31 protein-coding genes and 1 pseudogene are annotated in these 26,645 nt (G+C 37.5%); 25 read left to right on the forward strand and 7 right to left on the reverse strand.

The window, feature by feature from the left end; translation table 11 throughout:
- The first annotated feature begins 89 nt into the window (after positions 1-89).
- The 16 genes from rplF (at position 90) to SMIDD26_RS01205 (ending at position 9,923) form a co-directional block, all read left to right on the forward strand.
- Positions 90-626, forward strand: coding sequence for a 50S ribosomal protein L6 (rplF, locus tag SMIDD26_RS01130; protein ID WP_000086635.1), 537 nt, complete (start codon positions 90-92; stop codon positions 624-626).
- An 83-nt stretch (positions 627-709) separates the two neighbouring features.
- The gene (gene rplR, locus SMIDD26_RS01135; RefSeq protein WP_000624044.1) at positions 710-1,066 is read left to right on the forward strand and encodes a 50S ribosomal protein L18; all 357 of its coding nucleotides are present in this window, start codon (positions 710-712) and stop codon (positions 1,064-1,066) included.
- Between the two features lie 17 nt (positions 1,067-1,083).
- The gene (gene rpsE, locus SMIDD26_RS01140) at positions 1,084-1,578 is read left to right on the forward strand and encodes a 30S ribosomal protein S5 (protein ID WP_000874202.1); all 495 of its coding nucleotides are present in this window, start codon (positions 1,084-1,086) and stop codon (positions 1,576-1,578) included.
- Between the two features lie 13 nt (positions 1,579-1,591).
- Positions 1,592-1,774 (forward strand): 50S ribosomal protein L30, encoded by a 183-nt coding sequence (rpmD, locus tag SMIDD26_RS01145; protein ID WP_000057241.1) that lies wholly within the window; start codon positions 1,592-1,594, stop codon positions 1,772-1,774.
- A 145-nt stretch (positions 1,775-1,919) separates the two neighbouring features.
- Positions 1,920-2,360, forward strand: coding sequence for a 50S ribosomal protein L15 (gene rplO, locus SMIDD26_RS01150; protein ID WP_061438657.1), 441 nt, complete (start codon positions 1,920-1,922; stop codon positions 2,358-2,360).
- A gap of 12 nt (positions 2,361-2,372) precedes the next feature.
- The gene (gene secY / locus SMIDD26_RS01155; RefSeq protein ID WP_049511466.1) at positions 2,373-3,683 is read left to right on the forward strand and encodes a preprotein translocase subunit SecY; all 1,311 of its coding nucleotides are present in this window, start codon (positions 2,373-2,375) and stop codon (positions 3,681-3,683) included.
- Between the two features lie 150 nt (positions 3,684-3,833).
- Positions 3,834-4,472: an adenylate kinase gene (locus SMIDD26_RS01160; RefSeq protein ID WP_061438658.1), complete on the forward strand. Its 639-nt coding sequence runs from the start codon at positions 3,834-3,836 to the stop codon at positions 4,470-4,472.
- A gap of 116 nt (positions 4,473-4,588) precedes the next feature.
- Positions 4,589-4,807: a translation initiation factor IF-1 gene (gene infA, locus SMIDD26_RS01165; RefSeq protein WP_001029883.1), complete on the forward strand. Its 219-nt coding sequence runs from the start codon at positions 4,589-4,591 to the stop codon at positions 4,805-4,807.
- A 24-nt stretch (positions 4,808-4,831) separates the two neighbouring features.
- A complete protein-coding gene (rpmJ, locus tag SMIDD26_RS01170; RefSeq protein ID WP_001808836.1) occupies positions 4,832-4,948 on the forward strand; it encodes a 50S ribosomal protein L36 in 117 nt (38 codons plus the stop codon).
- Between the two features lie 17 nt (positions 4,949-4,965).
- A complete protein-coding gene (gene rpsM, locus SMIDD26_RS01175; RefSeq protein ID WP_000090781.1) occupies positions 4,966-5,331 on the forward strand; it encodes a 30S ribosomal protein S13 in 366 nt (121 codons plus the stop codon).
- A gap of 17 nt (positions 5,332-5,348) precedes the next feature.
- A complete protein-coding gene (rpsK, locus tag SMIDD26_RS01180) occupies positions 5,349-5,732 on the forward strand; it encodes a 30S ribosomal protein S11 (protein ID WP_001118385.1) in 384 nt (127 codons plus the stop codon).
- A 42-nt stretch (positions 5,733-5,774) separates the two neighbouring features.
- Positions 5,775-6,710 (forward strand): DNA-directed RNA polymerase subunit alpha, encoded by a 936-nt coding sequence (locus SMIDD26_RS01185; protein WP_000568988.1) that lies wholly within the window; start codon positions 5,775-5,777, stop codon positions 6,708-6,710.
- An 11-nt stretch (positions 6,711-6,721) separates the two neighbouring features.
- Positions 6,722-7,108 (forward strand): 50S ribosomal protein L17, encoded by a 387-nt coding sequence (rplQ, locus tag SMIDD26_RS01190; protein ID WP_000331493.1) that lies wholly within the window; start codon positions 6,722-6,724, stop codon positions 7,106-7,108.
- 264 nt (positions 7,109-7,372) lie between these two features.
- On the forward strand, positions 7,373-7,639 hold the full coding sequence (locus SMIDD26_RS01195; RefSeq protein WP_000644124.1) for an ACT domain-containing protein: 267 nt from the start codon (positions 7,373-7,375) through the stop codon (positions 7,637-7,639).
- A 9-nt stretch (positions 7,640-7,648) separates the two neighbouring features.
- Entirely contained in the window at positions 7,649-8,986 is a 1,338-nt protein-coding gene (locus tag SMIDD26_RS01200) for a PFL family protein (RefSeq protein WP_061438659.1), read from the forward strand.
- A 244-nt stretch (positions 8,987-9,230) separates the two neighbouring features.
- On the forward strand, positions 9,231-9,923 hold the full coding sequence (locus tag SMIDD26_RS01205) for a histidine phosphatase family protein (RefSeq protein ID WP_050261297.1): 693 nt from the start codon (positions 9,231-9,233) through the stop codon (positions 9,921-9,923).
- Here SMIDD26_RS01205 and SMIDD26_RS12485 read toward each other — a convergent pair.
- The 7 genes from SMIDD26_RS12485 to SMIDD26_RS01240 form a co-directional block, all read right to left on the reverse strand.
- Complete coding sequence (locus SMIDD26_RS12485; RefSeq protein WP_061438660.1) at positions 9,920-10,111, reverse strand: hypothetical protein; 192 nt, start codon at positions 10,109-10,111, stop codon at positions 9,920-9,922. The genes SMIDD26_RS01205 and SMIDD26_RS12485 overlap by 4 nt on opposite strands.
- A gap of 111 nt (positions 10,112-10,222) precedes the next feature.
- A complete protein-coding gene (locus tag SMIDD26_RS01215) occupies positions 10,223-11,881 on the reverse strand; it encodes an ABC transporter permease (protein ID WP_061438661.1) in 1,659 nt (552 codons plus the stop codon).
- Positions 11,871-12,962, reverse strand: coding sequence for an ABC transporter ATP-binding protein (locus SMIDD26_RS01220; RefSeq protein ID WP_061438662.1), 1,092 nt, complete (start codon positions 12,960-12,962; stop codon positions 11,871-11,873). The genes SMIDD26_RS01215 and SMIDD26_RS01220 overlap by 11 nt, the downstream gene beginning before the upstream one ends.
- A gap of 12 nt (positions 12,963-12,974) precedes the next feature.
- Complete coding sequence (locus SMIDD26_RS01225) at positions 12,975-14,021, reverse strand: ABC transporter substrate-binding protein (RefSeq protein ID WP_061438663.1); 1,047 nt, start codon at positions 14,019-14,021, stop codon at positions 12,975-12,977.
- Between the two features lie 111 nt (positions 14,022-14,132).
- Positions 14,133-14,906, reverse strand: a complete 774-nt coding sequence (locus SMIDD26_RS11195; RefSeq protein ID WP_134990076.1) for a response regulator transcription factor — start codon at positions 14,904-14,906, stop codon at positions 14,133-14,135.
- On the reverse strand, positions 14,899-16,548 hold the full coding sequence (locus tag SMIDD26_RS01235) for a sensor histidine kinase (RefSeq protein WP_061438664.1): 1,650 nt from the start codon (positions 16,546-16,548) through the stop codon (positions 14,899-14,901). The genes SMIDD26_RS11195 and SMIDD26_RS01235 overlap by 8 nt, the downstream gene beginning before the upstream one ends.
- Positions 16,549-16,722: 174 nt before the next feature.
- Positions 16,723-17,499, reverse strand: a complete 777-nt coding sequence (locus tag SMIDD26_RS01240) for a glycyl-radical enzyme activating protein (RefSeq protein WP_000406173.1) — start codon at positions 17,497-17,499, stop codon at positions 16,723-16,725.
- 121 nt (positions 17,500-17,620) lie between these two features.
- On the opposite strand from SMIDD26_RS01240, the gene SMIDD26_RS01245 reads away from it, so the two are divergent.
- The 9 genes and pseudogenes from SMIDD26_RS01245 to SMIDD26_RS12490 all read left to right on the forward strand — a co-directional run.
- On the forward strand, positions 17,621-18,367 hold the full coding sequence (locus SMIDD26_RS01245) for a DeoR/GlpR family DNA-binding transcription regulator (protein ID WP_061388975.1): 747 nt from the start codon (positions 17,621-17,623) through the stop codon (positions 18,365-18,367).
- A 12-nt stretch (positions 18,368-18,379) separates the two neighbouring features.
- The gene (locus tag SMIDD26_RS01250; protein WP_061438665.1) at positions 18,380-19,360 is read left to right on the forward strand and encodes a sugar-binding transcriptional regulator; all 981 of its coding nucleotides are present in this window, start codon (positions 18,380-18,382) and stop codon (positions 19,358-19,360) included.
- 195 nt (positions 19,361-19,555) lie between these two features.
- Positions 19,556-19,876, forward strand: coding sequence for a PTS lactose/cellobiose transporter subunit IIA (locus SMIDD26_RS01255; RefSeq protein ID WP_000425250.1), 321 nt, complete (start codon positions 19,556-19,558; stop codon positions 19,874-19,876).
- Between the two features lie 45 nt (positions 19,877-19,921).
- Positions 19,922-20,230, forward strand: a complete 309-nt coding sequence (locus tag SMIDD26_RS01260) for a PTS sugar transporter subunit IIB (protein WP_061438666.1) — start codon at positions 19,922-19,924, stop codon at positions 20,228-20,230.
- 16 nt (positions 20,231-20,246) lie between these two features.
- Positions 20,247-21,536: a PTS sugar transporter subunit IIC gene (locus SMIDD26_RS01265; protein ID WP_061438667.1), complete on the forward strand. Its 1,290-nt coding sequence runs from the start codon at positions 20,247-20,249 to the stop codon at positions 21,534-21,536.
- 161 nt (positions 21,537-21,697) lie between these two features.
- A complete protein-coding gene (locus SMIDD26_RS01270) occupies positions 21,698-24,136 on the forward strand; it encodes a glycyl radical protein (protein ID WP_000248298.1) in 2,439 nt (812 codons plus the stop codon).
- 18 nt (positions 24,137-24,154) lie between these two features.
- On the forward strand, positions 24,155-24,823 hold the full coding sequence (locus SMIDD26_RS01275) for a fructose-6-phosphate aldolase (protein WP_061438668.1): 669 nt from the start codon (positions 24,155-24,157) through the stop codon (positions 24,821-24,823).
- A 17-nt stretch (positions 24,824-24,840) separates the two neighbouring features.
- A pseudogene (locus SMIDD26_RS01280) lies at positions 24,841-25,928 on the forward strand (glycerol dehydrogenase).
- Between the two features lie 350 nt (positions 25,929-26,278).
- A partial coding sequence (locus tag SMIDD26_RS12490; protein ID WP_246746838.1) for a class I tRNA ligase family protein occupies positions 26,279-26,645 on the forward strand: 367 nt, incomplete at its 3' end.

The raw sequence follows: 26,645 nt of genomic DNA on the forward strand, positions 1-26,645 counted from the left end.
AAACTAAATGTTCCTTTAAATCGAGAAATCGATTTAACCCCGTGAAAACTGGCCATTCTGGCCTGACAATTTAACAGGAGAAAATAAATATGTCACGTATTGGTAATAAAGTTATCGTGTTGCCTGCTGGTGTTGAACTCACTAACAATGACAACCTTGTAACTGTAAAAGGACCTAAAGGAGAACTTACTCGTGAGTTCTCAAAAGATATTGAAATCCGTGTGGAAGGTACTGAAGTAACTCTTCACCGTCCAAACGATTCAAAAGAAATGAAAACTATCCACGGAACTACTCGTGCCCTTTTGAACAACATGGTTGTTGGTGTATCAGAAGGATTCAAGAAAGAACTTGAAATGCGCGGGGTTGGTTACCGTGCACAACTTCAAGGATCTAAACTTGTTTTGGCTGTTGGTAAATCTCATCCAGATGAAGTTGAAGCTCCAGAAGGAATTACTTTTGAACTTCCAAACCCAACAACAATCGTTGTTAGCGGAATTTCAAAAGAAGTAGTTGGTCAAACAGCTGCTTACGTACGTAGCCTTCGTTCACCAGAACCATATAAAGGTAAAGGTATCCGTTACGTTGGTGAATTTGTTCGCCGTAAAGAAGGTAAAACAGGTAAATAATGTTGAGTGGTTGATTCTCAACCACCAACCTATTTTCCAACTTTGTGCATAGCACACGATTTAAAACTAAAGAGGTGAAAACTGTGATTTCAAAACCAGATAAAAACAAACTCCGCCAAAAACGCCACCGTCGCGTTCGCGGAAAACTCTCTGGAACTGCTGATCGCCCACGTTTGAACGTATTCCGTTCTAATACAGGCATCTACGCTCAAGTGATTGATGACGTAGCGGGTGTAACGCTCGCAAGTGCTTCAACTCTTGACAAAGAAGTTTCAAAAGGAACTAAAACTGAACAAGCCGTTGCTGTCGGTAAACTCGTTGCAGAACGTGCAAACGCTAAAGGTATTTCAGAAGTGGTGTTCGACCGCGGTGGATATCTATATCACGGACGTGTGAAAGCTTTGGCTGATGCAGCTCGTGAAAACGGATTGAAATTCTAATAGGAGGACACTAGAAAATGGCATTTAAAGACAATGCAGTTGAATTAGAAGAACGCGTAGTTGCTGTCAACCGTGTTACTAAAGTTGTTAAAGGTGGACGTCGTCTTCGTTTCGCAGCTCTTGTTGTTGTTGGTGACCACAACGGTCGCGTAGGATTTGGTACTGGTAAAGCTCAAGAAGTTCCAGAAGCAATCCGTAAAGCAGTAGATGATGCTAAGAAAAACTTGATCGAAGTTCCTATGGTTGGAACAACAATCCCACACGAAGTTCTTTCAGAATTCGGTGGAGCTAAAGTATTGTTGAAACCTGCTGTAGAAGGTTCTGGGGTTGCCGCTGGTGGTGCAGTTCGTGCCGTTGTGGAATTGGCAGGTGTGGCAGATATTACATCTAAATCACTTGGTTCTAACACTCCAATCAACATTGTTCGTGCAACTGTTGAAGGTTTGAAACAATTGAAACGCGCTGAAGAAGTTGCTGCCCTTCGTGGTATTTCAGTTTCTGATTTGGCATAAGAAAGGGGATAAAATGGCTCAAATTAAAATTACTTTGACTAAGTCTCCAATCGGACGCATTCCATCACAACGTAAAACTGTTGTAGCACTTGGACTTGGCAAATTGAACAGCTCTGTTATTAAAGAAGATAACGCTGCTATCCGTGGTATGATCACTGCAGTATCTCACTTGGTAACAGTTGAAGAAGTAAACTAATGAATTTTTAGGGGATGTGCACTATACCATCCCCTAAAACTAGATATAGTCATCTATGATGACGTCGTATAGGCGAGTTGAGTGGGGGAGACAACCTTTTCTCCCTTATCGGCGCTAGCATTTTACAAAAGAGGAGAAAATAAAAATGAAACTTCATGAATTGAAACCTGCAGAAGGTTCTCGTAAAGTACGTAACCGCGTTGGTCGTGGTACTTCATCAGGTAACGGTAAAACATCTGGTCGTGGTCAAAAAGGTCAAAAATCTCGTAGCGGTGGCGGAGTTCGCCTTGGTTTTGAAGGTGGACAAACTCCATTGTTCCGTCGTCTTCCAAAACGTGGATTCACTAACATCAACGCTAAAGAATACGCAATTGTGAACCTTGACCAATTGAACGTCTTTGAAGATGGTGCTGAAGTTACTCCAGTTGTTCTTATCGAAGCAGGAATTGTTAAAGCTGAAAAATCAGGTATTAAAATTCTTGGTAACGGTGAGTTGACTAAGAAATTGACTGTGAAAGCAGCTAAATTCTCTAAATCAGCTGAAGAAGCTATCACTGCTAAAGGTGGTTCAGTAGAAGTCATCTAAGAGAGGTGACCTATGTTTTTTAAATTATTAAGAGAAGCTCTTAAAGTCAAGCAGGTTCGATCAAAAATTTTATTTACAATTTTTATCGTTTTGGTCTTTCGTATCGGAACTAGCATTACAGTTCCTGGTGTGAATGCCAATAGCTTGAATGCTTTAAGTGGATTATCCTTCTTAAACATGTTGAGCTTGGTGTCGGGGAATGCCCTAAAAAACTTTTCGATTTTTGCCCTAGGAGTTAGTCCCTATATCACCGCTTCTATCGTTGTCCAACTCTTGCAAATGGATATTTTACCCAAGTTTGTAGAGTGGGGAAAACAAGGGGAAGTAGGCCGAAGAAAATTGAATCAAGCTACTCGTTATATTGCTCTAGTTCTCGCTTTTGTGCAATCTATCGGGATTACAGCTGGTTTTAATACCTTGGCTGGAGCTCAATTGATTAAAACTGCTTTAACTCCACAAGTTTTTCTGACGATTGGTATCATCTTAACAGCTGGTAGTATGATTGTCACTTGGTTGGGTGAGCAAATTACAGATAAGGGATACGGAAATGGTGTTTCCATGATTATCTTTGCCGGGATTGTTGCCTCAATTCCAGAGATGATTCAAGGCATCTATGTAGACTACTTTGTGAACGTCCCAAGTAGCCGTATCACTTCATCTATCATTTTCGTAATCATTTTGATTATTACTGTATTGTTGATTATTTACTTTACAACTTATGTTCAACAAGCAGAATACAAAATTCCAATCCAATATACTAAGGTTGCACAAGGTGCTCCATCTAGCTCTTACCTTCCATTGAAGGTAAACCCTGCTGGAGTTATCCCTGTTATCTTTGCCAGTTCCATTACTGCAGCGCCTGCGGCGATTCTTCAATTTTTGAGCGCTACAGGTCATGATTGGGCTTGGGTAAGGGTAGCACAAGAGATGTTGGCAACCACTTCTCCAACTGGTATTGCCATGTATGCTTTGTTGATTATTCTCTTTACATTCTTCTATACGTTTGTACAGATTAATCCTGAAAAAGCGGCAGAGAACCTACAAAAGAGCGGTGCCTATATCCATGGAGTTCGTCCTGGTAAAGGTACAGAAGAATATATGTCTAAACTTCTTCGTCGTCTTGCAACTGTTGGTTCCCTCTTCCTTGGTGTGATTTCCATTTTGCCGATTGCAGCTAAAGATGTATTTGGTCTTTCTGATGTTGTTGCCTTTGGTGGAACAAGTCTCTTGATCATTATCTCTACTGGTATCGAAGGAATCAAGCAATTGGAAGGTTACCTATTGAAACGTAAGTATGTTGGTTTCATGGACAGAACAGAATAAAAGTATTTACGGAATCAGTAAATACTGAGGGAGTGGAGGTTTAAACTCTAACATTTGTGAGAGTTTGGTCTCCCCTCTTCTATTTTGTTTTTAAATAGGGGTGAAAAGATTTTTTACTTCTATTTAAAAATAAAATAAGGAGATCAGATCATGAATCTTTTGATTATGGGCTTACCGGGTGCAGGTAAGGGAACTCAAGCAGCGAAAATCGTAGAACAATTCCATGTTGCACATATCTCAACAGGTGATATGTTCCGCGCTGCAATGGCAAATCAAACTGAAATGGGTGTTCTTGCTAAGTTATATATTGACAAGGGTGAATTGGTTCCTGATGAAGTTACAAATGGGATCGTAAAAGAACGTCTTTCACAAGATGATATTAAAGAAACAGGATTCTTGTTGGATGGTTACCCACGTACAATCGAACAAGCTCATGCCTTGGACAAAACATTGGCTGAACTTGGCATTGAACTAGAAGGTGTTATCAACATTGAAGTAAATCCTGACAGCCTTTTGGAACGTTTGAGTGGTCGTATTATCCACCGCGTAACTGGAGAAACTTTCCACAAGATCTTTAACCCACCAGTTGACTATAAAGAAGAAGATTATTACCAACGTGAAGATGATAAACCTGAGACAGTAAAACGTCGTTTGGACGTTAATATTGCTCAAGGGGAACCAATCATTGCTCACTACCGTGCCAAAGGTTTGGTTCACGACATCGAAGGTAATCAAGATATCAATGATGTCTTTTCAGATATCAAAAAAGTATTGACAAATTTGAAATAAAGCGTTTTTCACACTTGCAAAAATTCGCTATAAATGTTATACTGAGATAGTCTGACTTATAATTGTTGTCTCTGTGTCTAGAGGCATCGAATCGAAATTTATGGAGGTGCTTTTGCGTGGCAAAAGACGATGTGATTGAAGTTGAAGGCAAAGTAGTTGATACAATGCCGAATGCAATGTTTACGGTTGAACTTGAAAATGGACATCAGATTTTAGCAACAGTTTCTGGTAAAATTCGTAAAAACTATATTCGTATTTTAGCGGGAGATCGTGTTACTGTCGAAATGAGTCCATATGACTTGACACGTGGACGTATCACTTACCGCTTTAAATAATCGAAAAACTTGGAGGGATAAGAAATGAAAGTAAGACCATCGGTCAAACCAATTTGCGAATACTGTAAAGTTATTCGTCGTAATGGTCGTGTTATGGTAATTTGCCCAGCAAATCCAAAACACAAACAACGTCAAGGATAAGATAGAAAGGAGAAAACATGGCTCGTATTGCTGGAGTTGACATTCCAAATGACAAACGCGTAGTAATCTCATTGACTTATGTTTATGGTATCGGACTTGCAACATCTAAGAAAATTTTGGCTGCTGCTGGAATCTCAGAAGATGTTCGTGTACGTGATCTTACATCAGATCAAGAAGATGCTATCCGTCGTGAAGTGGATGCAATCAAAGTTGAAGGTGACCTTCGTCGTGAAGTAAACTTGAATATTAAACGTTTGATGGAAATCGGTTCATACCGTGGTATCCGTCACCGTCGTGGACTTCCTGTCCGTGGACAAAACACTAAAAACAACGCTCGCACTCGTAAAGGTAAAGCTGTTGCGATTGCTGGTAAGAAAAAATAATATAGGAGGTAAAAGTCTTGGCTAAACCAACACGTAAACGTCGTGTGAAAAAGAATATCGAATCTGGTATTGCTCATATTCACGCTACATTTAATAACACTATTGTTATGATTACTGATGTGCATGGTAATGCAATTGCTTGGTCATCAGCTGGTGCTCTTGGTTTCAAAGGTTCTCGTAAATCTACACCATTCGCTGCTCAAATGGCTTCTGAAGCTGCTGCTAAATCTGCACAAGAACACGGTCTTAAATCAGTTGAAGTTACTGTAAAAGGTCCAGGTTCTGGTCGTGAGTCAGCTATTCGTGCGCTTGCTGCCGCTGGTCTTGAAGTAACAGCAATTCGTGATGTGACTCCAGTGCCACACAATGGTGCTCGTCCTCCAAAACGTCGCCGTGTATAATCATCGCATTACACTGCTTTTCGTTTAAGAGGGAGTAACTAAATGATCGAGTTTGAAAAACCAAATATAACAAAAATTGATGAAAATAAAGATTATGGCAAGTTTGTAATTGAACCACTTGAACGTGGCTACGGTACAACTCTTGGTAACTCTCTTCGTCGTGTACTTCTAGCTTCTCTACCAGGAGCAGCTGTGACATCTATCAATATTGATGGTGTGTTACATGAGTTTGACACAGTTCCAGGTGTTCGTGAAGACGTGATGCAAATCATTCTGAACATTAAAGGAATTGCAGTGAAATCGTACGTTGAAGACGAAAAAATCATCGAACTAGATGTTGAAGGTCCTGCTGAAGTAACAGCTGGTGACATTTTGACAGATAGCGATATTGAAATTGTAAATCCAGATCATTATCTCTTTACAATCGGTGAAGGTTCTTCCCTAAAAGCGACTATGACTGTTAACAGTGGTCGTGGATATGTACCTGCTGATGAAAATAAAAAAGATAATGCACCAGTTGGAACACTTGCTGTAGATTCTATTTATACACCAGTTACAAAAGTCAACTATCAAGTGGAACCTGCTCGTGTAGGTAGCAATGATGGATTTGACAAATTAACCCTTGAAATCTTGACAAATGGAACAATTATTCCAGAAGATGCTTTAGGGCTTTCAGCACGTATTTTGACAGAACATCTTGATTTGTTTACAAATCTTACTGAGATTGCTAAGTCAACTGAAGTGATGAAAGAAGCTGATACTGAATCTGACGACCGTATTTTGGATCGTACGATTGAGGAACTGGACTTGTCTGTGCGTTCATACAACTGTTTAAAACGTGCCGGTATCAATACTGTGCATGATTTGACAGAAAAATCTGAAGCAGAGATGATGAAAGTACGAAATCTTGGACGCAAGAGTTTGGAAGAAGTGAAACTCAAACTCATTGATTTGGGTCTTGGATTAAAAGATAAATAAAGGAGGAATAAATGGCTTACCGTAAACTAGGACGCACTAGCTCACAGCGTAAAGCAATGCTTCGTGATTTGACAACTGACCTTTTGATCAACGAATCAATCGTGACAACTGAAGCTCGTGCTAAAGAAATCCGTAAAACTGTTGAAAAAATGATTACTCTAGGTAAACGTGGTGATTTGCATGCACGTCGTCAAGCAGCTGCTTTCGTACGTAATGAAATCGCATCTGAAAACTATGATGAAGCAACTGATAAGTACACTTCTACTACAGCACTTCAAAAATTGTTCTCAGAAATCGCACCTCGTTATGCTGAACGTAACGGTGGATACACTCGTATCCTTAAAACTGAACCACGTCGTGGTGATGCAGCGCCAATGGCGATTATCGAATTAGTATAAAATCATCAATTTTGTTGAGTGTTATGATGATGGAGTCTTGTGCTCTTAGTCTAGCTCTGGTCTACCGCTAGGATTTCGGTCCTAGCGGGAACACTCATCATAAGTTGGGATAGTAGACGCTTGTTTACGAAATTGTTTTTTGCTTAAGAACAACTTCGTAAGCAGGCGTTTTTGAGTATTTTCGTTAGAATTATGCTATACTATTTGAAAAGAATCCTGTTTAATGTTCAGGTTTCCTATTAAAAGAAGAATTGGAGTTTGCTTATGAAAGCGATTATAACTGTTGTTGGTAAAGATAAATCTGGAATTGTTGCAGGTGTTTCTGGCAAAATTGCAGAATTGGGTTTGAACATAGACGATATTTCTCAAACTGTCTTAGATGAATATTTCACGATGATGGCTGTTGTCTCTAGTGATGAAAAGCAAGATTTTACTTATCTGCGAAATGAGTTTGAAGCTTTTGGACAAACTTTGAATGTAAAAATCAATATTCAGAGTGCAGCGATTTTCGAAGCTATGTATAATATCTAGGAGGTGCACATGGATATTAGACAAGTTACGGAAACTATCGCCATGATTGAGGAGCAAAACTTCGATATTAGAACCATTACCATGGGAATTTCCCTTTTGGACTGTATCGATCCAGATATCAATCGTGCTGCGGAGAAAATTTATCAAAAGATTACGACCAAGGCGGCTAATTTAGTGGCTGTTGGGGATGAAATTGCAGCTGAGTTGGGAATTCCAATCGTTAATAAGCGTGTATCGGTGACTCCTATTTCTCTGATTGGGGCAGCGACAGATGCGACGGACTACGTGGTTCTGGCAAAAGCGCTTGATAAGGCTGCGAAAGAGATTGGTGTGGACTTTATTGGTGGTTTCTCTGCCTTGGTACAAAAAGGTTATCAAAAGGGAGATAAGATTCTCATCAATTCTATTCCTCGTGCTCTGGCTGAAACGGACAAGGTCTGCTCGTCAGTCAATATCGGCTCAACCAAGTCTGGTATCAATATGACGGCTGTGGCGGATATGGGACGAGTTATCAAGGAAACGGCTAATCTATCAGATATGGGAGCGGCCAAGTTGGTTGTGTTCGCTAATGCTGTTGAGGACAATCCATTTATGGCTGGTGCCTTCCATGGTGTTGGGGAAGCAGATGTTATCATCAATGTCGGAGTTTCTGGTCCTGGCGTGGTCAAGCGTGCCTTGGAAAAAGTTCGTGGACAGAGCTTTGATGTAGTAGCAGAAACAGTTAAGAAGACTGCCTTTAAAATCACTCGTATCGGTCAATTGGTTGGTCAGTTGGCCAGTGAGAGACTGGGTGTGGAGTTTGGTATTGTGGACTTGAGTTTGGCACCAACTCCTGCGGTTGGAGATTCTGTGGCACGTGTCCTTGAAGAAATGGGGCTAGAAACAGTTGGTACGCACGGAACGACGGCTGCCTTGGCTCTCTTGAATGACCAAGTTAAGAAGGGTGGAGTGATGGCCTGCAACCAAGTTGGTGGTTTGTCTGGTGCCTTTATCCCTGTTTCTGAGGATGAGGGTATGATTGCGGCAGTGCAAAATGGCTCTCTTAATTTAGAAAAACTGGAGGCCATGACGGCTATCTGTTCTGTTGGTTTGGATATGATTGCCATCCCAGAAGATACACCTGCTGAGACCATTGCGGCTATGATTGCGGATGAGGCTGCAATTGGTGTCATTAACATGAAAACAACAGCTGTACGTATCATTCCCAAAGGAAAAGAAGGCGATATGATTGAGTTTGGTGGTCTTCTTGGTACAGCTCCAGTAATGAAAGTCAATGGAGCTTCGTCTGTTGATTTTATCTCTCGTGGAGGACAAATCCCAGCACCAATTCATAGTTTTAAAAATTAAGAAAATAGGAGAAATTTTAAGTTCTATTTAAGGTTGGATGTGTATACTATAATCATTAAATAAAGACCTCCTAATATTATTTGAAACAGATAACACTGATTTAGTTTGAATTTGATTTTCATCTAATATCTTTATTTAATAGAACTCCTAAACTTTTTCATAATAATCTCCTGCAAAAGTCGCCTGTCTGGGTGGCTTTTGTTTTATCATCCATGATATAATAGAAGCAAATGGAGGACGGAAAATGGTAAAAGTACGATTGTATTTGGTACGTCATGGCAAGACCATGTTTAACACGATTGGTCGCGCGCAAGGTTGGAGCGATACTCCCTTAACAACTGAAGGTGAACGAGGGATTCAAGAGTTAGGAATCGGTTTGCGAGAATCTGGTCTGCAGTTTGAGCGTGCTTATTCGAGTGATTCTGGGCGCACCATTCAGACAATGGGAATTATCCTTGACGAGCTTGGCTTGCAGGGAAAAATTCCTTATCGCATGGACAAGCGGATCAGAGAATGGTGTTTTGGTAGCTTTGATGGAGCTTATGATGGTGATCTTTTCATGGGCATTATTCCTCGTATCTTTAATGTGGACCATGTTCACCAATTATCTTATGCTGAACTGGCTGAGGGCTTGGTAGAGGTCGATACAGCTGGTTGGGCTGAAGGCTGGGAAAAACTCAGTGGCCGAATCAAGGAAGGTTTTGAAGCGATTGCCAAAGAAATGGAAGAACAAGGTGGAGGCAATGCTCTCGTTGTCAGCCATGGAATGACCATTGGAACCATTGTTTATCTGATCAATGGTATGCATCCACATGGTCTCGATAATGGTAGCGTGACGATTCTTGAATATGAGGACGGTCAGTTTAGCGTTGAGGTTGTTGGTGACCGTAGTTACCGAGAACTAGGACGTGAGAAGATGGAGGAAGCCTCTATTTAATACTCTTCGAAAATCTCTTCAAACTGTGTCAACGTCGTCTTGCCGTAGATATGGTTACTGACTTCGTCAGTTCTATCCACAACCTCAAAACAGTGTTTTGAGCTGACTTCGTCAGTCTTATCTACAACCCCAAAGCAGTGCTTTGAGCAACCTGCGGCTAGTATCCTAGTTTGCTCTTTGATTTTCATTGAGTATAATCAGTTTAGACTTGCTTGCTAGGAACTAGGGATTTGATAAGAATATCAAGATAAGAAAAAACAGCCGAGGGTAATCCTTTCGGCTGTTTTTGAGGGGGAAAACTAAAGTGTAATGCTGTTGCTTTTAGAGATTTTCATGAACAAGAGCAAGGAACCTACTGTTAGAACAGTGAGGATAGTTGACAAGGCTGCGGCTACACCGTAATTTCCTCTGAGAACTTCTGTATAAATGGCTACAGTCATTGTTCTTGTTTTGACATTGTAGAGGAGGATAGAAGTAGAGAGTTCTGAAATCATTGTGACCCAAGATAAGATGGCTCCAGAAATAATACCAGATAGCATCATTGGAGTTGTAATCTTGGCAAAGGTATTGAGACGGCTACTTCCTAAGCTTTCAGCGGCTTCTTCAATACTTGGTGCTATTTGTTGCAAGCTAGCAACAGATGAGCGAATAGTATAAGGCAATCTTCTGACAGATAGGGACATAATCAGGATGAAAGCTGTCCCAGTAATCATAAGAAATCCACTTCCAAATAGACCGGTATTGAAGGAAGAAATGAAGGCAATCCCTAGAACGGTTCCTGGTACAATATAAGGAACCATACTGAGGCTGTCAATTAAGTTTGTAAACAAATTCCGTTTTCTAACGGCTAGGTAGGAGATAAATGTTGCAAATAGAACAACTAGAACTAAGGCAATCAAAGGGATACGAATGGTATTGAAAATAGCAGAGCCCATACGATTGAAAGCTACCTTGTAACTGTTTAGAGAATAACCTTTGACAAATACCATACCTGATGTTTTTAGAAAAGAAGTATAAATCAAGTAAATTTGAGGTAAAACAGAGATAAAGATAATTCCGTAGACTGTTGCATAAATGGCAGCCATTTTTCCTTTTGTAGTTTTTTTAGGCTCAATTGGATGGAGCGAATTCATGCTGAAACTGTAGCGATTTGCAATGTGTTTTTGGATAAGGAAAATTGCCAAGGCAATGATAATCGCCATAATTGCTAAAGCAGATGCAAAAGCAGAATTTCCTCCAACCTCGCTAATGAATTGGGTATAAATCAAGACGGGGAAAGTCCGATACCCTTCACCAATCAACATAGGCGTTCCAAAGTCTGAGAATGCTCTCATAAATACAAGTAGGGCAGCAGCTAGTAAGGTTGGAACGAGGAGAGGTAAAATGACCGTTACGATACGCTTAAATCCGAAGGACCCCATACTTTCAGCTGCTTCAAGTAGAGAATTGTCAATACTCTTCATTGTCCCAGCAACGTATAGAAATACCAGTGGGAATAGTTGCAGTGTAAAGACAAGTACAATTCCTTTGAATCCATAAATATCGATAGCTGGAAGATGAAGGGAATTTGTCAGGAATTTAGTAATGACCCCGTTTCGTCCCAGTAAGAGAATCCAGGAGTAGGCTCCCACAAAAGGAGCTGACATGGAAGCAATGATAATCAATATTTGTAGAAATTTCTTCCCCTTGAAGTCATACATAGAGAAGAGATAAGCTAATAGGGTTCCTACGACTAAGGAAGTGACAGTAGCGGTAATGGAAACCTTGAAACTGTTAACAAGTGTCTCAGAGTAGTAGGCTTTACTAAAGAAAGTGACAAAATTAGCTAGTGAGAATTGACCTTCATGTATGAGTGCTTGCTTGAGCACGGTAACGATAGGATAAACGAGAAAGACAAGATAGGTAAGAAAGATGAAGAAAGAGGAGGCTGTCCAAATATTTAGTTTTTTACGTTCCATGGTTGACTCCTTTTATCAGGTTTTGTGAACCATCTGCAGAAAAGACGTTTAATTTTTGAGTATTGATTCGTAGGCGAATACGATCGCCTTTTTGTAGATCTTCTTCAAAAGTTGATTCTTCGCTAACTTGAATTTTTGAGGCAAACCCTGTTTCGATGAAGTATTCAGTATTCAGTCCAAGATAGACGCTATCGCTAATAGTTCCTTCAATATCTCCAGATTCATCTTTGATAAACTCTTCAGGACGAATGCTTACATGAATGGCTTGCTCCTCAGCATGATCAAGGGCTGGCATTCGAAGGGCATAGCCATCTGAAAATACGATATAAGCGCCGTCGCTCCGTTTTTCAAGAGTGGCGGGGATAATATTTGTGCGTCCGATAAAGGTTGCTACAAACTCATTAGCTGGTTTATGATAGAGTTCTTTTGGCCGACCGATTTGTTGGATGACTCCGTCTTTCATAACAGCAATTTGGTCTGAAATAGCCATAGCTTCTTCTTGGTCGTGGGTCACATAAACAGTTGTAATTCCTACTTCGTGTTGGATTTCTCGAATGGCTTGACGCATATCCAAGCGAAGTTTGGCATCCAGATTACTAAGTGGCTCGTCCATGAGGAGAACACTTGGATTAACCGCTAAGGCACGTGCCAAGGCGACACGTTGTTGTTGTCCACCACTGAGTTTATCGGGCTTTCGATCCGCATATTGAGCAATTTGCATGAGTTCAAGATATTTATTGGTCTGTTGAATCAATTCTTCTTTTGGAACCTTCTTTTGCTTAAGACCAAAAGCAACATTATCTCGAACAGTCAAATGTGGGAAAATAGCGTAGTTTTGAAAAACCATCCCGATATTGCGTTTGCTGGGTTCCATATTATTGATTTTTGTATCATCGAAGTAAAATTCTCCGCCTTCGATACTGTTGAAACCTGCAATCATACGAAGAAGAGTCGTTTTCCCACAACCTGAAGGTCCAAGAAGGGTAAAGAGACTTCCTTTTGGAATTGTAATGTTCAAATTCTCAATAACAGGGACATCGTGGTAGATTTTTTTGGCGTTGATAATTTTGATCTCACTCATAGTGAACCTCTTTTACTGTTTAGATTGGATATCTGTAAAGACTTCGTTGTATTTCTTAACGATATCTGATTTATTCTTGATGACATAATCATAATCTTCAGTGAGTGTTTTGATTTTGTCAATTGGTTTCATATTTTCGCTTGTTTTGGCATTTTTACGAACAGGACGGTTAGTAGTGGTTGTACCAAGTGTATCTTGTACTTCTTGAGAGATAATAAAATCGATAAATTTCTTGGCATTTTCCATATTTTTCGCTTTTTTAACGATAGCAGCACTAGCAGGTAGGAAGACGGTTCCTTCTTTTGGATAGACTACCTTAATGTTAGCTCCGTCATTTAAGAGTTTAACTGCTGGATCTTCATAAGAGAGACCAACAGCCATTTCTCCGTCAGCGACTGCTTTATAGACACCAGATGAACTTGAACCGATTTTCCCATCAATAAGTGTGAAGAGATCTTTTACATAAGACCAGGCTTTATCGTCTTTGTAACCACCTTGAGCTTGTAGCATATTTGTTAATTGAGCAAAGGCGCTAGAAGAGTTTGCTGGGTCAGCAGTTGCAATTTTTCCTTTTAGTTCAGGTTTGAGAAGGTCGCTATATCCTTCGATGTTCATGCCTTTTGTTAAATCAGGATTGACGATTAAAACACTACCATCTAGTGTATAAGGAGTAGAGTAGCCAGTTGTGTTTTGATATTCTTTGATAACATTATCATTTTCTTTTGAAGTATAGTTTTCAAAGAGTTCTCCGTGGGTAGCATATTGTGTATAAGAACCACCAAAGATGACATCAGCTACAGGAGCTTCTTTTTCTGACTCTAGTTTTTTGAAAAGTTCTCCAGTACCAGCTTGAATCAGTTCTACTTTGATACCATATTTTTCTTCAAAGGCAGGAATAGTTGCTCCGATTAAGCCCTCTGAGTTTGGTGAATAAACGACTAGCGAACCGCCGTCTCCTTTATCAGATGAACCGCCATCGGCAGATTCATTAGAAGAACAAGCAACAAGACCAAAAAGAGCTAGTCCGCAAGCAGCATAATACATCCATTTCTTTTTCATGATGGATACCTCCGTTGTGTTATTTAAGTTTATTTTAAAACAATGTAAGCGTTTTTAAAACCGATAATTCTATTCTATTAGAGTAAAATTCTCTACAAAAAGAAGAATAGCTTATTTTACTATTCTTCCGAGTGATTTCAATTCCTTTGGGGAAATATGGAGATACTTTTTAAATACTTTGGCAAAATATTTATAGTCTGAAAATCCAACTTGATCAGAGATGTCGCTTAGAGGGGAGTTGGGAGATTCAGCCATCTTATCTATAGCTTGTTTCAGACGATATTGTAAGATATATTCATTTAGAGTCATGGGGAAGTCTTCTTTGATAACTTTATATAGATAGCTTTCGCTATAGTTTAAAGCTTCAGCAATAGTCGCAATCGTAAAATGCTCTGCATAATGCTTGTGGACAAAGGAAATAATTTGTTGAATGATTTGGTTTTGTGTATCAATCTGTTGGATAGAGGTGAGTAAAGTTTGATATTCTTCTAAAAAAGGAGTTTCTTGATAGGTGCTACCTTGTAATCGCAAAACAATGTTTTGAAGACATTCTGTCAATTCCTTGGTGTCAATTGGCTTGGATAAGAAATCAACTGCTCCATATTGCATGGCTTTTTTGGCATTTTGAAAATCGTTATAACCTGATAAGATAACTTTTTCATAGGGGAGGGTACGAGTGGCTTCGAACATCATAAAAGCATCCATAATTGGCATTGTGATGTCTGTTAAGACAATATGAGGTTCTTTTTCTTGGATGAGTTTCATTCCCTCTTGACCGTGACTGGCAGTTCCTACGACTTGGATACCTAAGGCAGAGTAGTCTACGGCAATCTCTAGCCATTTTCGGATGAGGTGTTCGTCTTCTACGATAATGAGCTTAAACATGAGTTAGTCCTTTCGTTACAAATTTGACCCAAGTTTCTCCTTGGCGATTGACTCCTAGATCTAGCTGGACATCAGAAAAGAAATTGCTCAATCGTTTGTAGCTGTTTACGATGCCATGCTGGGTATGAGGGCTTTTTAAAGAGTCTAAAATAGCGAGTCGCTCTTGTTTGGTGAGTCCTCCAGCATTATCTTTGACTAAAAAAGTTAGAGAATCTGCTTCCAAGGTAATTTGGATATCAATATGAAGATCAATACGGTATTGCATCCCATATTTTATAGCATTTTCTACTAGAGGAAGCAAGAAAAGTTTAGGAATAGGTTGATTATCGACAGTTTCTGGGCAGACAATATCATAGGAAAAGTGCTCGAAACGAATCTTATGAATCATAAGGTAATCCTCTATAATCTTTAAATCCTGACAAATGGTTGTTTCTTTTTCTAAATCGGTGATACTGTAGCGAAGAATGCGCGTGAGATTTTGAATCAGGTCTTGTGTGAGAGCAGCATCCATTAAAGAAGTGATTTTAATCGTCTCAAGTGTATTGTAGAGAAAATGAGGATTGAACTGAGCTTCCAGCATTTTTCTTTCAAAAATCCACTTTTCTTTTTCTATGGTTAGCATTTTTTGATGAAGTTGATCTAATTCGTACAACATATTGTTGATTTTTTCTGCCATAAACTCAAACTCATCCCCTGTTTGTAGAGAAAGCCTTTTATCTGCTTGTTTGGGAATTTCTTGAAGTTGGTAAACCAAACTTTCAATAGGAACAGCATTGTGTGTAGCAATCTTATGAGCAATTCGTCTTGCTTGCCAGAAGTAGAGGAAGAATATACATAAGGTGAGGACGGAGGCTAGACCGAGTAAGCTAGGAATGGGAAAGAAGGATTGAAAAGTATAGATTGAAAAAATAGCACCGACTTTTTCTTTTTGAACAATAAGCGGTTCATTCGCATACCAGTGGGTGCGAGAGTGTAGGAGTTTTTCATCCAATTTTTCAAGAGTGGAACGAGTAAACTGATTTGTATTGTTGGAAAACATATTTCCAAAGCTATCGGTAATGATGTATTTGGAATTGATCATTGGGAAACTTGAAATGAAATCATTCTCATTTACGAAAGCAATAGTATAGGCCTTAACTCGTTGGTTTTGAAGTAGTGGTTTGATAAAGAGTGTGTAATGTTGCTTATCTGAAGAGAGTGCAATTTTTTCTGTAACTTTATCCTGAGAAGGATTTTGAATGAGTAGTTTTAGATAGTAGGGTGATAAAATACTTTCTTGATGATTTCGATTGGTACTAAATAGTAATTCACCTGTATCGCTTAGAATAATGAGGTCAGAACTAAGCTTTAATTTAGCTTTTGTCTCATAAAATAAGCTAAAGACTTCTCTCTCTGTGTGTTTGCCGTCCAAAAATCCAAGAATCATTTTATGGTTCATGGTAGTCAGGAGCTCATTATTGGCTTCTTTCATCTCTTGAACCTGCTTGACAATCTGTCTCGTGTCTTTGGAGAGTTGTTGCTTTTGTAAAAAATAGGAAAAACCAAAAAGTAAAATGAGTAGTAAAAGTGAGGTCACAAAGGCTGCGATAGAGCTTCTATGGAGAATTTCTTTTTGGAGAGATTTTTTAAAGGAATGAGACATCCGCTACCTCCTTGGAAGGGTTTTCTGTTATAAGTATAGCAGTTTAAAAATTCTAGAGCAAGGTAAAATAGAAAAGGTTTGGCTAAAATTTTTTAGCTAAACCTTTTGAAAAGTTAAGTATGTATTATAGATGCTTGTTATCTGCAAATAGCTAGAGCATTTCAAGGAAATGAACTAGAAATAACAATTAATATGATGGTTCAGAAATACCTTTTGATAATCAATAAGATCTTCGGGATGAAGTGCGTTGACTCCATCCATTTCATATTTCCGATTTAATAAACGATATTTGTTTTCACCAAATTGATGAAAAGGGAGTAGTTGAACTTGGTCGATATTTAATGAGTTAAATAGAGTAGCGAATTCTTCTGCATCCTCTAAACTATTGTTAAAATCAGGAATAACCGGGATTCTTAAAACGATAGTTTTATGTTGAGAAAAAGCATAATGAATGTTTTTAATAATCATTTGATTAAAAACCCCAGTCACTTTTTTATGTTTTATAGAATTATAATGTTTTAGGTCTGTGTAGATAAAATCCACATATTGGATTAAATCAACAAATTTTTCATGATCAACAAAGGCAGTAGTTTCAATGGCAGTGTGTATGTGATGTTCTTTAGCTGACTTTAAGATGGCTTTAGCAAATTCAAACTGAGCAAATATTTCACCCCCTGATAAAGTTAAACCTCCACCGGATTCTTCGTAAAATTCTTTATCTTTTAATACCTCTGTAATAATTTCTTCTACAGTTTTTTCTTCACCTACTAAAGTGAATTTCTCTCGTTGAGCATCTTTCATTTTTTCAGGTTTCATTCTTTGAGATTCAGGATTAGAACACCATGGACAGCGCAGAGGGCATCCTTTTAAAAAAACAGTTGTACGAATACCCGGACCGTCATGAATTGAAAAGTGTTGAATATTAAAAATAATTCCTTTAGATATTTCCATAAGAGTTCCTCCTCTTTATAATTCTATCCTATCACAAAAACGAAAGAAAAACAATTACGAACGAAAGTTTAATTTGTTGTTTTTTGCTTTTTATTTTGGTAGAATAAAACGGAGGTGTAAAATGAAAAGATTGGAACAAATTATTAAATTAGTATCAGAATATGAAAAGATTGATGTTAATACATTATCGGAAAAATTAAATGTATCGAAAGTAACGATTAGAAAAGATTTAGATAAATTAGAGTCAAAAGGCTTATTACACAGAGAGCATGGATATGCTGTGTTAAATAGTGGAGATGACTTAAATGTACGCTTGTCAATTAATTATGAAATTAAGAGAAAAATTGTTCAAGAAGCAGTAAAATTGGTATCAGATAATGAAACAATAATGATAGAATCTGGTTCAACCTGTGCTTTACTTGCTGAGGAAATTTGCAAGCAAAAAAGAAATGTTACGATTGTAACAAATTCATTTTTTATAGCAAATTTTGTGAGAGCTTATGATTCATGTCGTATTATTGTTCTTGGTGGAGAGTTTCAGAAGGATTCACAGGTTACTGTGGGACCTTTATTAAAAGAAATGATACAGACTTTTCATGTGCATCAAGCTTTTGTTGGGACAGATGGTTACGATAAAGAGATGGGCTTTACAGGAAAAGATTTAATGCGCAGTGAGGTAGTTCAATATATTTCAGCAGCGTCGGATAAAGTCATTGTCCTAACTGACTCAAGTAAATTTGATAAAAGGGGTATAGTAAGAAGATTTGCTTTAAGTCAAGTCTATGAAGTAATAACAGACGAAAAACTTTCTAAACAAAATATAGCTACATTAGAAAATGCTGGGATAATGGTTAAGGTAGTTTCGTAAGAGGTTAAGTGTATGAATCAAGATAGGAATAAACTGCTCTCTAAAATTGCTTATCTGTATTATATTGAAAACTTAAATCAGTCACAAATAGCAGCAAAATTAGGAATTTATAGAACCTCTATTAGTAGAATGTTAACAGAAGCAAGGAATGCAGGAATTGTTAAAATTGAAATAGAGAATTTTGATACCAATATGTTTAAGTTGGAAAATTATGTAAAAGAAAAGTATGGTCTGGAAAGTTTAGAAATTATTCCAAACGAATTTGATGATAATCCAACAATTTTATCTGAAAGAATTTCTCAAGTTGCAGCAGGCGTCCTTAGGAATCTAATTGATGATAATATGAACATTGGCTTTTCTTGGGGGAAAAGTTTAAGTAATTTAGTAGATCTAATCCACAGCAAAAGTGTCCGAAATGTTCACTTCTATCCTCTAGCAGGTGGTCCTAGTCACATACACGCTAAATACCATGTGAATACACTGATTTATGAAATGTCTAGAAAATTTCATGGAGAGTGTACATTTATGAATGCAACGATTGTGCAAGAAAATAAATTGTTAGCAGATGGTATTTTGCAATCAAGATATTTTGAAGATTTGAAAAATAGTTGGAAAGATTTAGATATAGCTGTAGTCGGAATTGGTGATTTTAGCAATAAAGGAAAACATCAATGGTTAGACATGCTTACAGAGGATGACTTTAAAGAATTGACCAAAGTTAAAACTGTAGGAGAAATTTGTTGTCGATTTTTTGATTCAAAAGGTAAAGAAGTCTATGAAAACTTACAGGAAAGAACGATAGCAATCTCTTTGGAAGATTTAAAAAATATTCCTCAAAGTTTAGCTGTTGCTTACGGTGATACGAAAGTATCTTCGATTCTTTCTGTCTTGCGTGCTAATTTAGTAAATCATTTGATTACAGATAAAAATACAATTTTAAAAGTTTTGGAAGAAGATGGTGATTTTTCTTTTCGAAATATTTTATGTGAGTGAAAATGATAGACTGATTCAGTTTATCGTTTTTTATTTTTAATCATTTGCACATTTGTGCTTAAATAAATAAAAATAGTTTATCTGTTGTTTTTGGATTGACAACTTTATTATGTAGTTGTATTCTATAGATACAAAAGAAAATTTTAAAATTTCAAATGAAAAAAGCTTTTTACATAGTGAAATGAGGAGGAATTTATGGAAATGATTGTTCCAGATCAAATTATCATGGGTTTAATTTTATATGCTGGTGATGCGAAACAACATATTTATAAAGCGTTAGATTACATAAAAAACGGTACATGTGAACGGTGTGAAGAAGAAATACAGTTAGCTGATGCCGCCTTATTAGAAGCCCATAATCTACAAACAAAATTCTTGGCACAAGAAGCGTCTGGTACAAAAACGGAGATTACAGCACTTTTTGTCCATTCGCAAGATCATCTCATGACTAGTATGACGGAGATTAATTTAATCAAAGAAATTATTAGTTTGAGAAAAGAACTTCATAAAAAATAATACTAGAGTATTATCATTGTTATTAACATAGAGGAGGAAAATATAATGGTGAAGATTGGTTTGTTTTGTGCAGCAGGATTTTCCACTGGTATGCTTGTAAATAATATGAAAATTGCAGCGCAAGCTAGTGGAGTTGAAGCAGAAATAGAGGCGTTTTCTCAGTCCAAATTAGCTGATTATGCGCCAAATATAGATGTTGCACTATTGGGTCCACAAGTCGCTTATACATTAGATAAATCAAAAGAAATTTGTGATAAGTGTGATATTCCGATAGCTGTTATTCCGATGATGGATTATGGTATGTTAGATGGGAAAAAAGTATTAGATTTAGCCCTATCTTTGATTAATGGGTAAGAAAAGGAGTTTTATTATGGCAAAGATGGATGTTCAGAAAATCATTGCACCAATGATGAAATTTGTGAATATGCGTGGTATTATAGCTCTAAAAGATGGTATGTTGGCTATTTTACCATTAACAGTAGTTGGAAGTTTATTCTTGATTATAGGGCAATTACCCTTTGAAGGATTGAATCAAAGTATTGCTAGTGTATTTGGGGCAGACTGGACAGAGCCTTTTATGCAAGTCTATTCAGGAACTTTTGCTATTATGGGTCTAATTTCTTGTTTTTCAATTGCCTATTCTTATGCTAAGAATAGCGGAGTAGAGGCATTGCCAGCTGGGGTTCTTTCTGTATCTGCATTCTTTATTTTGCTAAGATCATCTTATATCCCTAAACAAGGTGAGGCGATTGGAGACGCTATTAGTAAAGTTTGGTTTGGAGGCCAAGGAATTATCGGTGCTATCATTATAGGTTTGGTAGTAGGAAGTATTTATACCTTCTTTATAAAGAGAAAAATTGTTATTAAGATGCCAGAACAAGTTCCACAAGCTATTGCCAAACAGTTTGAAGCAATGATTCCAGCATTTGTAATTTTCTTATCTTCTATGATTGTATATATTTTAGCGAAGTCATTGACTAATGGCGGAACATTTATTGAAATGATTTATTCTGTTATTCAAGTTCCATTGCAAGGTTTAACTGGATCTTTGTATGGTGCGATTGGAATTGCCTTTTTCATATCATTTTTATGGTGGTTTGGTGTCCATGGACAATCGGTAGTAAATGGAGTAGTGACAGCTCTGCTTTTATCTAATCTTGATGCTAATAAAGCTATGTTAGCCTCTGGTAATCTATCATTAGAAAATGGTGCACATATTGTTACTCAACAATTTTTAGATTCATTTTTAATTCTATCAGGTTCAGGGATTACGTTTGGTCTTGTAGTTGCCATGCTTTTTGCAGCAAAATCAAAACAATACCAAGCCTTAGGGAAAGTAGCAGCTTTTCCAGCAATATTTAACGTAAATGAGCCAGTTGTATTTGGATTTCCGATTGTCATGAATCCAGTTATGTTTGTACCTTTCATTCTTGTTCCTGTACTTGCAGCTGTTATAGTATATGGAGCTATTGCAACAGGTTTCATGCAGCCATTTTCAGGAGTTACATTACCTTGGAGCACCCCAGCTATTATATCAGGATTTATGGTTGGTGGATGGCAAGGAGTTATTACTCAGCTGGTGATATTAGCGATGTCTACATTAGTTTATTTCCCATTCTTTAAAGTACAGGATCGTTTAGCTTATCAGAATGAAGCATGATAATTCTAAAAAAACATTTGTGTATTATCATTAAACATACACATTTGTGCTAAAAATTAGAGAGTTAAAGTTTTTCTAGTTAAAAGCTTGAAATTTTCTAAAAAACCAGGTATTATATTTTCGAAAGAAACAAAAATATTTTCGAAAGAAAGGTGCTTACGATGGTAAATACAGAAGTAGCAAGAACAACAATCAAGACAGAATATTTTGGCAGCCTTACTGAAAGGATGAACAAATATCGAGAAGATGTTTTAAATAAAAAACCTTATATTGATGCTGAAAGAGCAGTTTTAGCAACACGCGCTTATGATCGATATAAGGAACAACCTAATGTCCTAAAACGCGCCTATATGCTCAAAGAAATTTTGGAAAATATGACTATTTATATCGAAGAAGAATCTATGATTGCGGGAAATCAAGCTTCTTCCAATAAAGATGCTCCTATTTTTCCAGAATATACGCTAGAATTTGTTCTCAATGAGTTGGATCTTTTTGAAAAGCGTGATGGAGATGTTTTCTATATTACAGAAGAAACAAAAGAACAACTTAGAAGTATTGCTCCGTTTTGGGAAAATAATAATTTACGTGCTAGAGCTGGTGCCTTGTTACCTGAAGAAGTGTCTGTTTATATGGAAACAGGATTCTTCGGTATGGAAGGTAAGATGAATTCTGGAGATGCTCACTTAGCAGTTAACTATCAGAAACTGTTGCAATTTGGTTTAAGAGGTTTTGAAGAGCGGGCTCGTAAAGCGAAAGCAGCGCTAGATTTAACAGATCCAGCAAGTATTGATAAATATCATTTTTACGACTCTATATTTATCGTAATCGATGCTATTAAAGTATATGCAAATCGCTTTGTTGATCTTGCTAAAAGTTTAGCCGAAAATGCAAATCCTAAACGTAAGAAAGAATTACTTGAGATTGCAGATATTTGCTCTAGAGTCCCATATGAACCGGCAACTACTTTTGCAGAAGCTATTCAATCAGTTTGGTTTATTCAATGTATTTTACAAATTGAATCTAATGGCCACTCTCTTTCATATGGTCGTTTTGATCAATATATGTATCCATATATGAAGGCTGATTTAGAAAGTGGTAAAGAAACAGAAGATAGCATTGTTGAACGTCTGACAAATCTTTGGATTAAGACAATTACAATTAATAAGGTTCGCAGTCAAGCACATACATTTTCTTCAGCAGGAAGTCCTTTATATCAAAATGTTACAATTGGTGGACAGACTCGAGATAAGAAGGATGCTGTTAACCCATTATCTTATTTGGTATTAAAATCAGTTGCACAAACCCATCTACCGCAACCTAATCTAACTGTACGTTACCATGCAGGTTTAGATGCTCGTTTCATGAATGAGTGTATTGAAGTGATGAAACTTGGTTTTGGTATGCCTGCATTTAATAATGATGAGATTATTATTCCTTCTTTTATTGCAAAAGGAGTATTGGAAGATGATGCTTATGATTACAGTGCCATTGGATGTGTTGAAACGGCAGTTCCAGGGAAATGGGGCTATCGTTGCACAGGTATGAGTTATATGAACTTCCCTAAGGTTCTACTTATCACGATGAATGATGGAATTGATCCGGCTTCGGGTAAACGGTTTGCACCAAGCTTTGGTCATTTTAAGGATATGAAGAACTTTTCTGAATTAGAAAATGCTTGGGATAAAACACTAAGATATTTGACACGAATGAGTGTTATTGTTGAAAATTCTATTGATTTATCATTGGAACGAGAAGTTCCTGATATTCTATGTTCAGCATTGACTGATGATTGTATTGGTCGTGGAAAACACCTTAAAGAAGGTGGAGCAGTATATGATTATATATCAGGTTTGCAAGTTGGAATTGCAAATTTGTCGGATTCATTAGCTGCAATTAAAAAATTGGTATTTGAGGAAGAACGTATAAGCCCAAGTCAGCTTTGGCATGCACTGGAAACAGATTATGCCGGAGAAGAAGGTAAGGTCATTCAAGAAATGTTGATTCATGATGCACCTAAGTACGGTAATGATGATGATTATGCTGACAAATTGGTTACTGCTGCTTATGACATTTATGTTGATGAAATTGCTAAATATCCTAATACACGTTATGGAAGAGGTCCTATTGGAGGAATTCGTTATTCAGGAACATCTTCTATCTCAGCCAACGTAGGGCAGGGACGTGGAACATTAGCAACTCCAGATGGACGCAACGCGGGTACACCGTTAGCAGAGGGTTGTTCACCATCACATAATATGGATCAACACGGTCCTACATCTGTTTTAAAATCTGTTTCAAAATTACCAACAGATGAAATCGTAGGTGGGGTTCTCTTAAATCAGAAAGTAAATCCTCAAACCTTAGCCAAAGAAGAAGATAAATTAAAACTAATTGCTTTGTTACGAACATTCTTTAATCGTTTACATGGGTACCATATTCAATACAATGTTGTTTCCAGAGAGACGCTGATTGACGCTCAGAAACATCCTGAAAAACACAGAGACTTAATTGTTCGTGTTGCAGGCTACTCTGCATTCTTCAATGTTCTTTCTAAGGCAACCCAAGATGATATTATAGGACGTACTGAGCATACATTGTAAAATAAAGAGGTTCTTTTTATGGAATTTATGCTTGACACATTAAATTTAGATGAGATTAAAAAATGGTCTGAAATTTTACCGCTAGCTGGGGTAACTTCAAATCCCACTATTGCAAAAAGAGAGGGTTCTATTAATTTTTTTGAACGAATCAAAGATGTAAGAGAATTGATTGGCTCTACACCCTCTATTCATGTTCAGGTGATTTCTCAAGATTTTGAAGGCATCTTAAAGGATGCTCATGAAATTCGGAGACAAGCAGGAGATGATATATTTATCAAAGTACCTGTTACTCCAGCTGGATTACGTGCAATAAAGGTGCTAAAAAAAGAGGGCTACCATATCACTGCAACAGCTATTTATACAGTTATTCAGGGATTATTAGCTATCGAAGCAGGAGTGGATTACCTAGCTCCATATTATAATAGAATGGAAAATCTGAACATTGATTCAAATTCTGTCATTCGTCAATTAGCTCTTGCTATTGATAGACAGAACTCTCCTAGTAAGATTTTAGCTGCATCCTTTAAAAATGTAGCACAAGTAAATAATGCTTTAGCTACAGGTGCGCATGCTGTTACAGCAGGAGCAGATGTTTTTGAATCAGCTTTCGCCATGCCATCTATCCAAAAGGCGGTTGATGACTTTTCTGACGACTGGTTTGCTACTCAAAATAGTCGTTCCATTTAGATAGAGAGGAAACAAACATGAGAATTTTTGCTAGTCCTTCGAGATATATTCAAGGGGAAAATGCCTTATTTGAAAATGCCAAATCAATATTGGATTTGGGGAATCGTCCTATTCTATTATGCGATCAGTTGGTTTATGATATTGTTGGAAAACGATTTGAAGATTACCTACATAGGTATGGTTTCCATATTGTTCTAGCCCAGTTTAATGGTGAAGCTTCTGACAATGAAATCAATCGAGTTGTTGCCTTGGCTGAGAAGGAAAATTGTGATAGTATTATCGGTCTTGGTGGGGAAGGACGATTGATAGCGCAAAAGCTATTGCAGATTTGATTGAAAAGCCTGTTATTATTGCTCCAACAATTGCATCGACCGACGCACCTGTATCTGCTTTATCTGTTATTTATACAGATGAAGGTGCATTTGATCATTATCTATTTTATTCTAAAAATCCAGATTTAGTTTTGGTTGATACAAAAGTTATTTCACAAGCCCCTAAGCGTTTATTAGCGTCTGGTATTGCAGATGGTTTAGCAACTTGGGTTGAGGCGCGTGCGGTTATGCAGGCAAATGGAAAAACTATGTTGGGACAACAGCAAACGTTGGCTGGAGTTGCAATTGCGAAGAAATGTGAAGAAACACTGTTTGCAGATGGTTTACAGGCTATGGCAGCTTGTGAAGCTAAAGTGGTGACACCAGCATTAGAAAATATTGTTGAAGCTAATACTTTATTGAGTGGCCTAGGTTTTGAAAGTGGAGGATTAGCTGCGGCGCATGCGATTCATAATGGTTTTACTGCATTGACAGGTGACATTCATCATTTAACACATGGTGAAAAAGTAGCTTATGGAACCTTGGTACAACTTTTATTGGAAAATAGACCTAAAGAAGAACTTGATAAGTATATTGAGTTTTACAAAAAAATTGGTATGCCAACAACTCTAAAAGAAATGCATTTAGATCAAGTTGGATATGATGATTTAATAAAAGTTGGTAAACAAGCAACTATGGAGGGTGAGACAATCCATCAGATGCCGTTTAAGATTTCGCCTTCAGATGTTGCTCAAGCTATCATCGCTGTAGACGCCTATGTAAATTCAAAATAAACAATAAGGACTACTGTTTTTAAAATGGTAGTCTTTTATTGATCCTCGTATTGAATCCGACGCTCTTCATAAATCAAAAAGCGACATAGGTTGTCGGCTATTTATTATAAATACATTAATGAGCATTCCAGTCGTATCTTCGGTCTAAAATTAGTATTTTGTGTTATAAGAGATAATCTTATTGTTATGCTCTTTGATTTCCCGCATAACAATAAGATAAAAAAGTGGGAGATAGAGTAATTCATAGTCATCAAAATTGATGAAATACAGTATATAGTTTTTTCTTTTAACACATTTCAAATTCCCTCAAAAATGGTATAATAGTAACATCACAAAATTGGAGAGAGACCATGAGTTTTTACAATCATAAAGAAATTGAGCCTAAGTGGCAGGGCTACTGGGCAGAACATCATACATTTAAGACAGGAACAGATGCATCAAAACCGAAGTTTTATGCTCTTGATATGTTCCCTTATCCATCTGGAGCGGGTCTGCACGTAGGACACCCAGAAGGTTATACCGCAACGGATATCCTCAGCCGTTACAAACGTGCGCAAGGCTACAATGTCCTTCACCCAATGGGTTGGGATGCTTTTGGTTTGCCTGCAGAGCAATACGCTATGGATACAGGTAATGACCCAGCAGAATTTACGGCTGAAAATATTGCCAACTTTAAACGCCAAATCAATGCGCTTGGATTTTCTTATGACTGGGATC

The sequence above is a fragment of the Streptococcus mitis genome (assembly GCF_001579035.1).
GTDB lineage: Bacteria > Bacillota > Bacilli > Lactobacillales > Streptococcaceae > Streptococcus > Streptococcus mitis_J.

Bases quoted from the DNA above. Each gene is read 5' to 3' on its own strand.
- rplF (WP_000086635.1), top strand. From the start codon at position 90: ATGTCACGTATTGGTAATAAAGTTATCGTGTTGCCTGCTGGTGTTGAA.
- rpsE (WP_000874202.1), top strand. From the start codon at position 1,084: ATGGCATTTAAAGACAATGCAGTTGAATTAGAAGAACGCGTAGTTGCT.
- rpmD (WP_000057241.1), top strand. From the start codon at position 1,592: ATGGCTCAAATTAAAATTACTTTGACTAAGTCTCCAATCGGACGCATT.
- rplO (WP_061438657.1), top strand. From the start codon at position 1,920: ATGAAACTTCATGAATTGAAACCTGCAGAAGGTTCTCGTAAAGTACGT.
- secY (WP_049511466.1), top strand. From the start codon at position 2,373: ATGTTTTTTAAATTATTAAGAGAAGCTCTTAAAGTCAAGCAGGTTCGA.
- SMIDD26_RS01160 (WP_061438658.1), top strand. From the start codon at position 3,834: ATGAATCTTTTGATTATGGGCTTACCGGGTGCAGGTAAGGGAACTCAA.
- rpmJ (WP_001808836.1), top strand. From the start codon at position 4,832: ATGAAAGTAAGACCATCGGTCAAACCAATTTGCGAATACTGTAAAGTT.
- rpsM (WP_000090781.1), top strand. From the start codon at position 4,966: ATGGCTCGTATTGCTGGAGTTGACATTCCAAATGACAAACGCGTAGTA.
- SMIDD26_RS01185 (WP_000568988.1), top strand. From the start codon at position 5,775: ATGATCGAGTTTGAAAAACCAAATATAACAAAAATTGATGAAAATAAA.
- rplQ (WP_000331493.1), top strand. From the start codon at position 6,722: ATGGCTTACCGTAAACTAGGACGCACTAGCTCACAGCGTAAAGCAATG.
- SMIDD26_RS01195 (WP_000644124.1), top strand. From the start codon at position 7,373: ATGAAAGCGATTATAACTGTTGTTGGTAAAGATAAATCTGGAATTGTT.
- SMIDD26_RS01200 (WP_061438659.1), top strand. From the start codon at position 7,649: ATGGATATTAGACAAGTTACGGAAACTATCGCCATGATTGAGGAGCAA.
- SMIDD26_RS01205 (WP_050261297.1), top strand. From the start codon at position 9,231: ATGGTAAAAGTACGATTGTATTTGGTACGTCATGGCAAGACCATGTTT.
- SMIDD26_RS12485 (WP_061438660.1), bottom strand. From the start codon at position 10,111: ATGAAAATCAAAGAGCAAACTAGGATACTAGCCGCAGGTTGCTCAAAG.
- SMIDD26_RS01215 (WP_061438661.1), bottom strand. From the start codon at position 11,881: ATGGAACGTAAAAAACTAAATATTTGGACAGCCTCCTCTTTCTTCATC.
- SMIDD26_RS01220 (WP_061438662.1), bottom strand. From the start codon at position 12,962: ATGAGTGAGATCAAAATTATCAACGCCAAAAAAATCTACCACGATGTC.
- SMIDD26_RS01225 (WP_061438663.1), bottom strand. From the start codon at position 14,021: ATGAAAAAGAAATGGATGTATTATGCTGCTTGCGGACTAGCTCTTTTT.
- SMIDD26_RS11195 (WP_134990076.1), bottom strand. From the start codon at position 14,906: ATGTTTAAGCTCATTATCGTAGAAGACGAACACCTCATCCGAAAATGG.
- SMIDD26_RS01235 (WP_061438664.1), bottom strand. From the start codon at position 16,548: ATGTCTCATTCCTTTAAAAAATCTCTCCAAAAAGAAATTCTCCATAGA.
- SMIDD26_RS01240 (WP_000406173.1), bottom strand. From the start codon at position 17,499: ATGGAAATATCTAAAGGAATTATTTTTAATATTCAACACTTTTCAATT.
- SMIDD26_RS01245 (WP_061388975.1), top strand. From the start codon at position 17,621: ATGAAAAGATTGGAACAAATTATTAAATTAGTATCAGAATATGAAAAG.
- SMIDD26_RS01250 (WP_061438665.1), top strand. From the start codon at position 18,380: ATGAATCAAGATAGGAATAAACTGCTCTCTAAAATTGCTTATCTGTAT.
- SMIDD26_RS01255 (WP_000425250.1), top strand. From the start codon at position 19,556: ATGGAAATGATTGTTCCAGATCAAATTATCATGGGTTTAATTTTATAT.
- SMIDD26_RS01260 (WP_061438666.1), top strand. From the start codon at position 19,922: ATGGTGAAGATTGGTTTGTTTTGTGCAGCAGGATTTTCCACTGGTATG.
- SMIDD26_RS01265 (WP_061438667.1), top strand. From the start codon at position 20,247: ATGGCAAAGATGGATGTTCAGAAAATCATTGCACCAATGATGAAATTT.
- SMIDD26_RS01270 (WP_000248298.1), top strand. From the start codon at position 21,698: ATGGTAAATACAGAAGTAGCAAGAACAACAATCAAGACAGAATATTTT.
- SMIDD26_RS01275 (WP_061438668.1), top strand. From the start codon at position 24,155: ATGGAATTTATGCTTGACACATTAAATTTAGATGAGATTAAAAAATGG.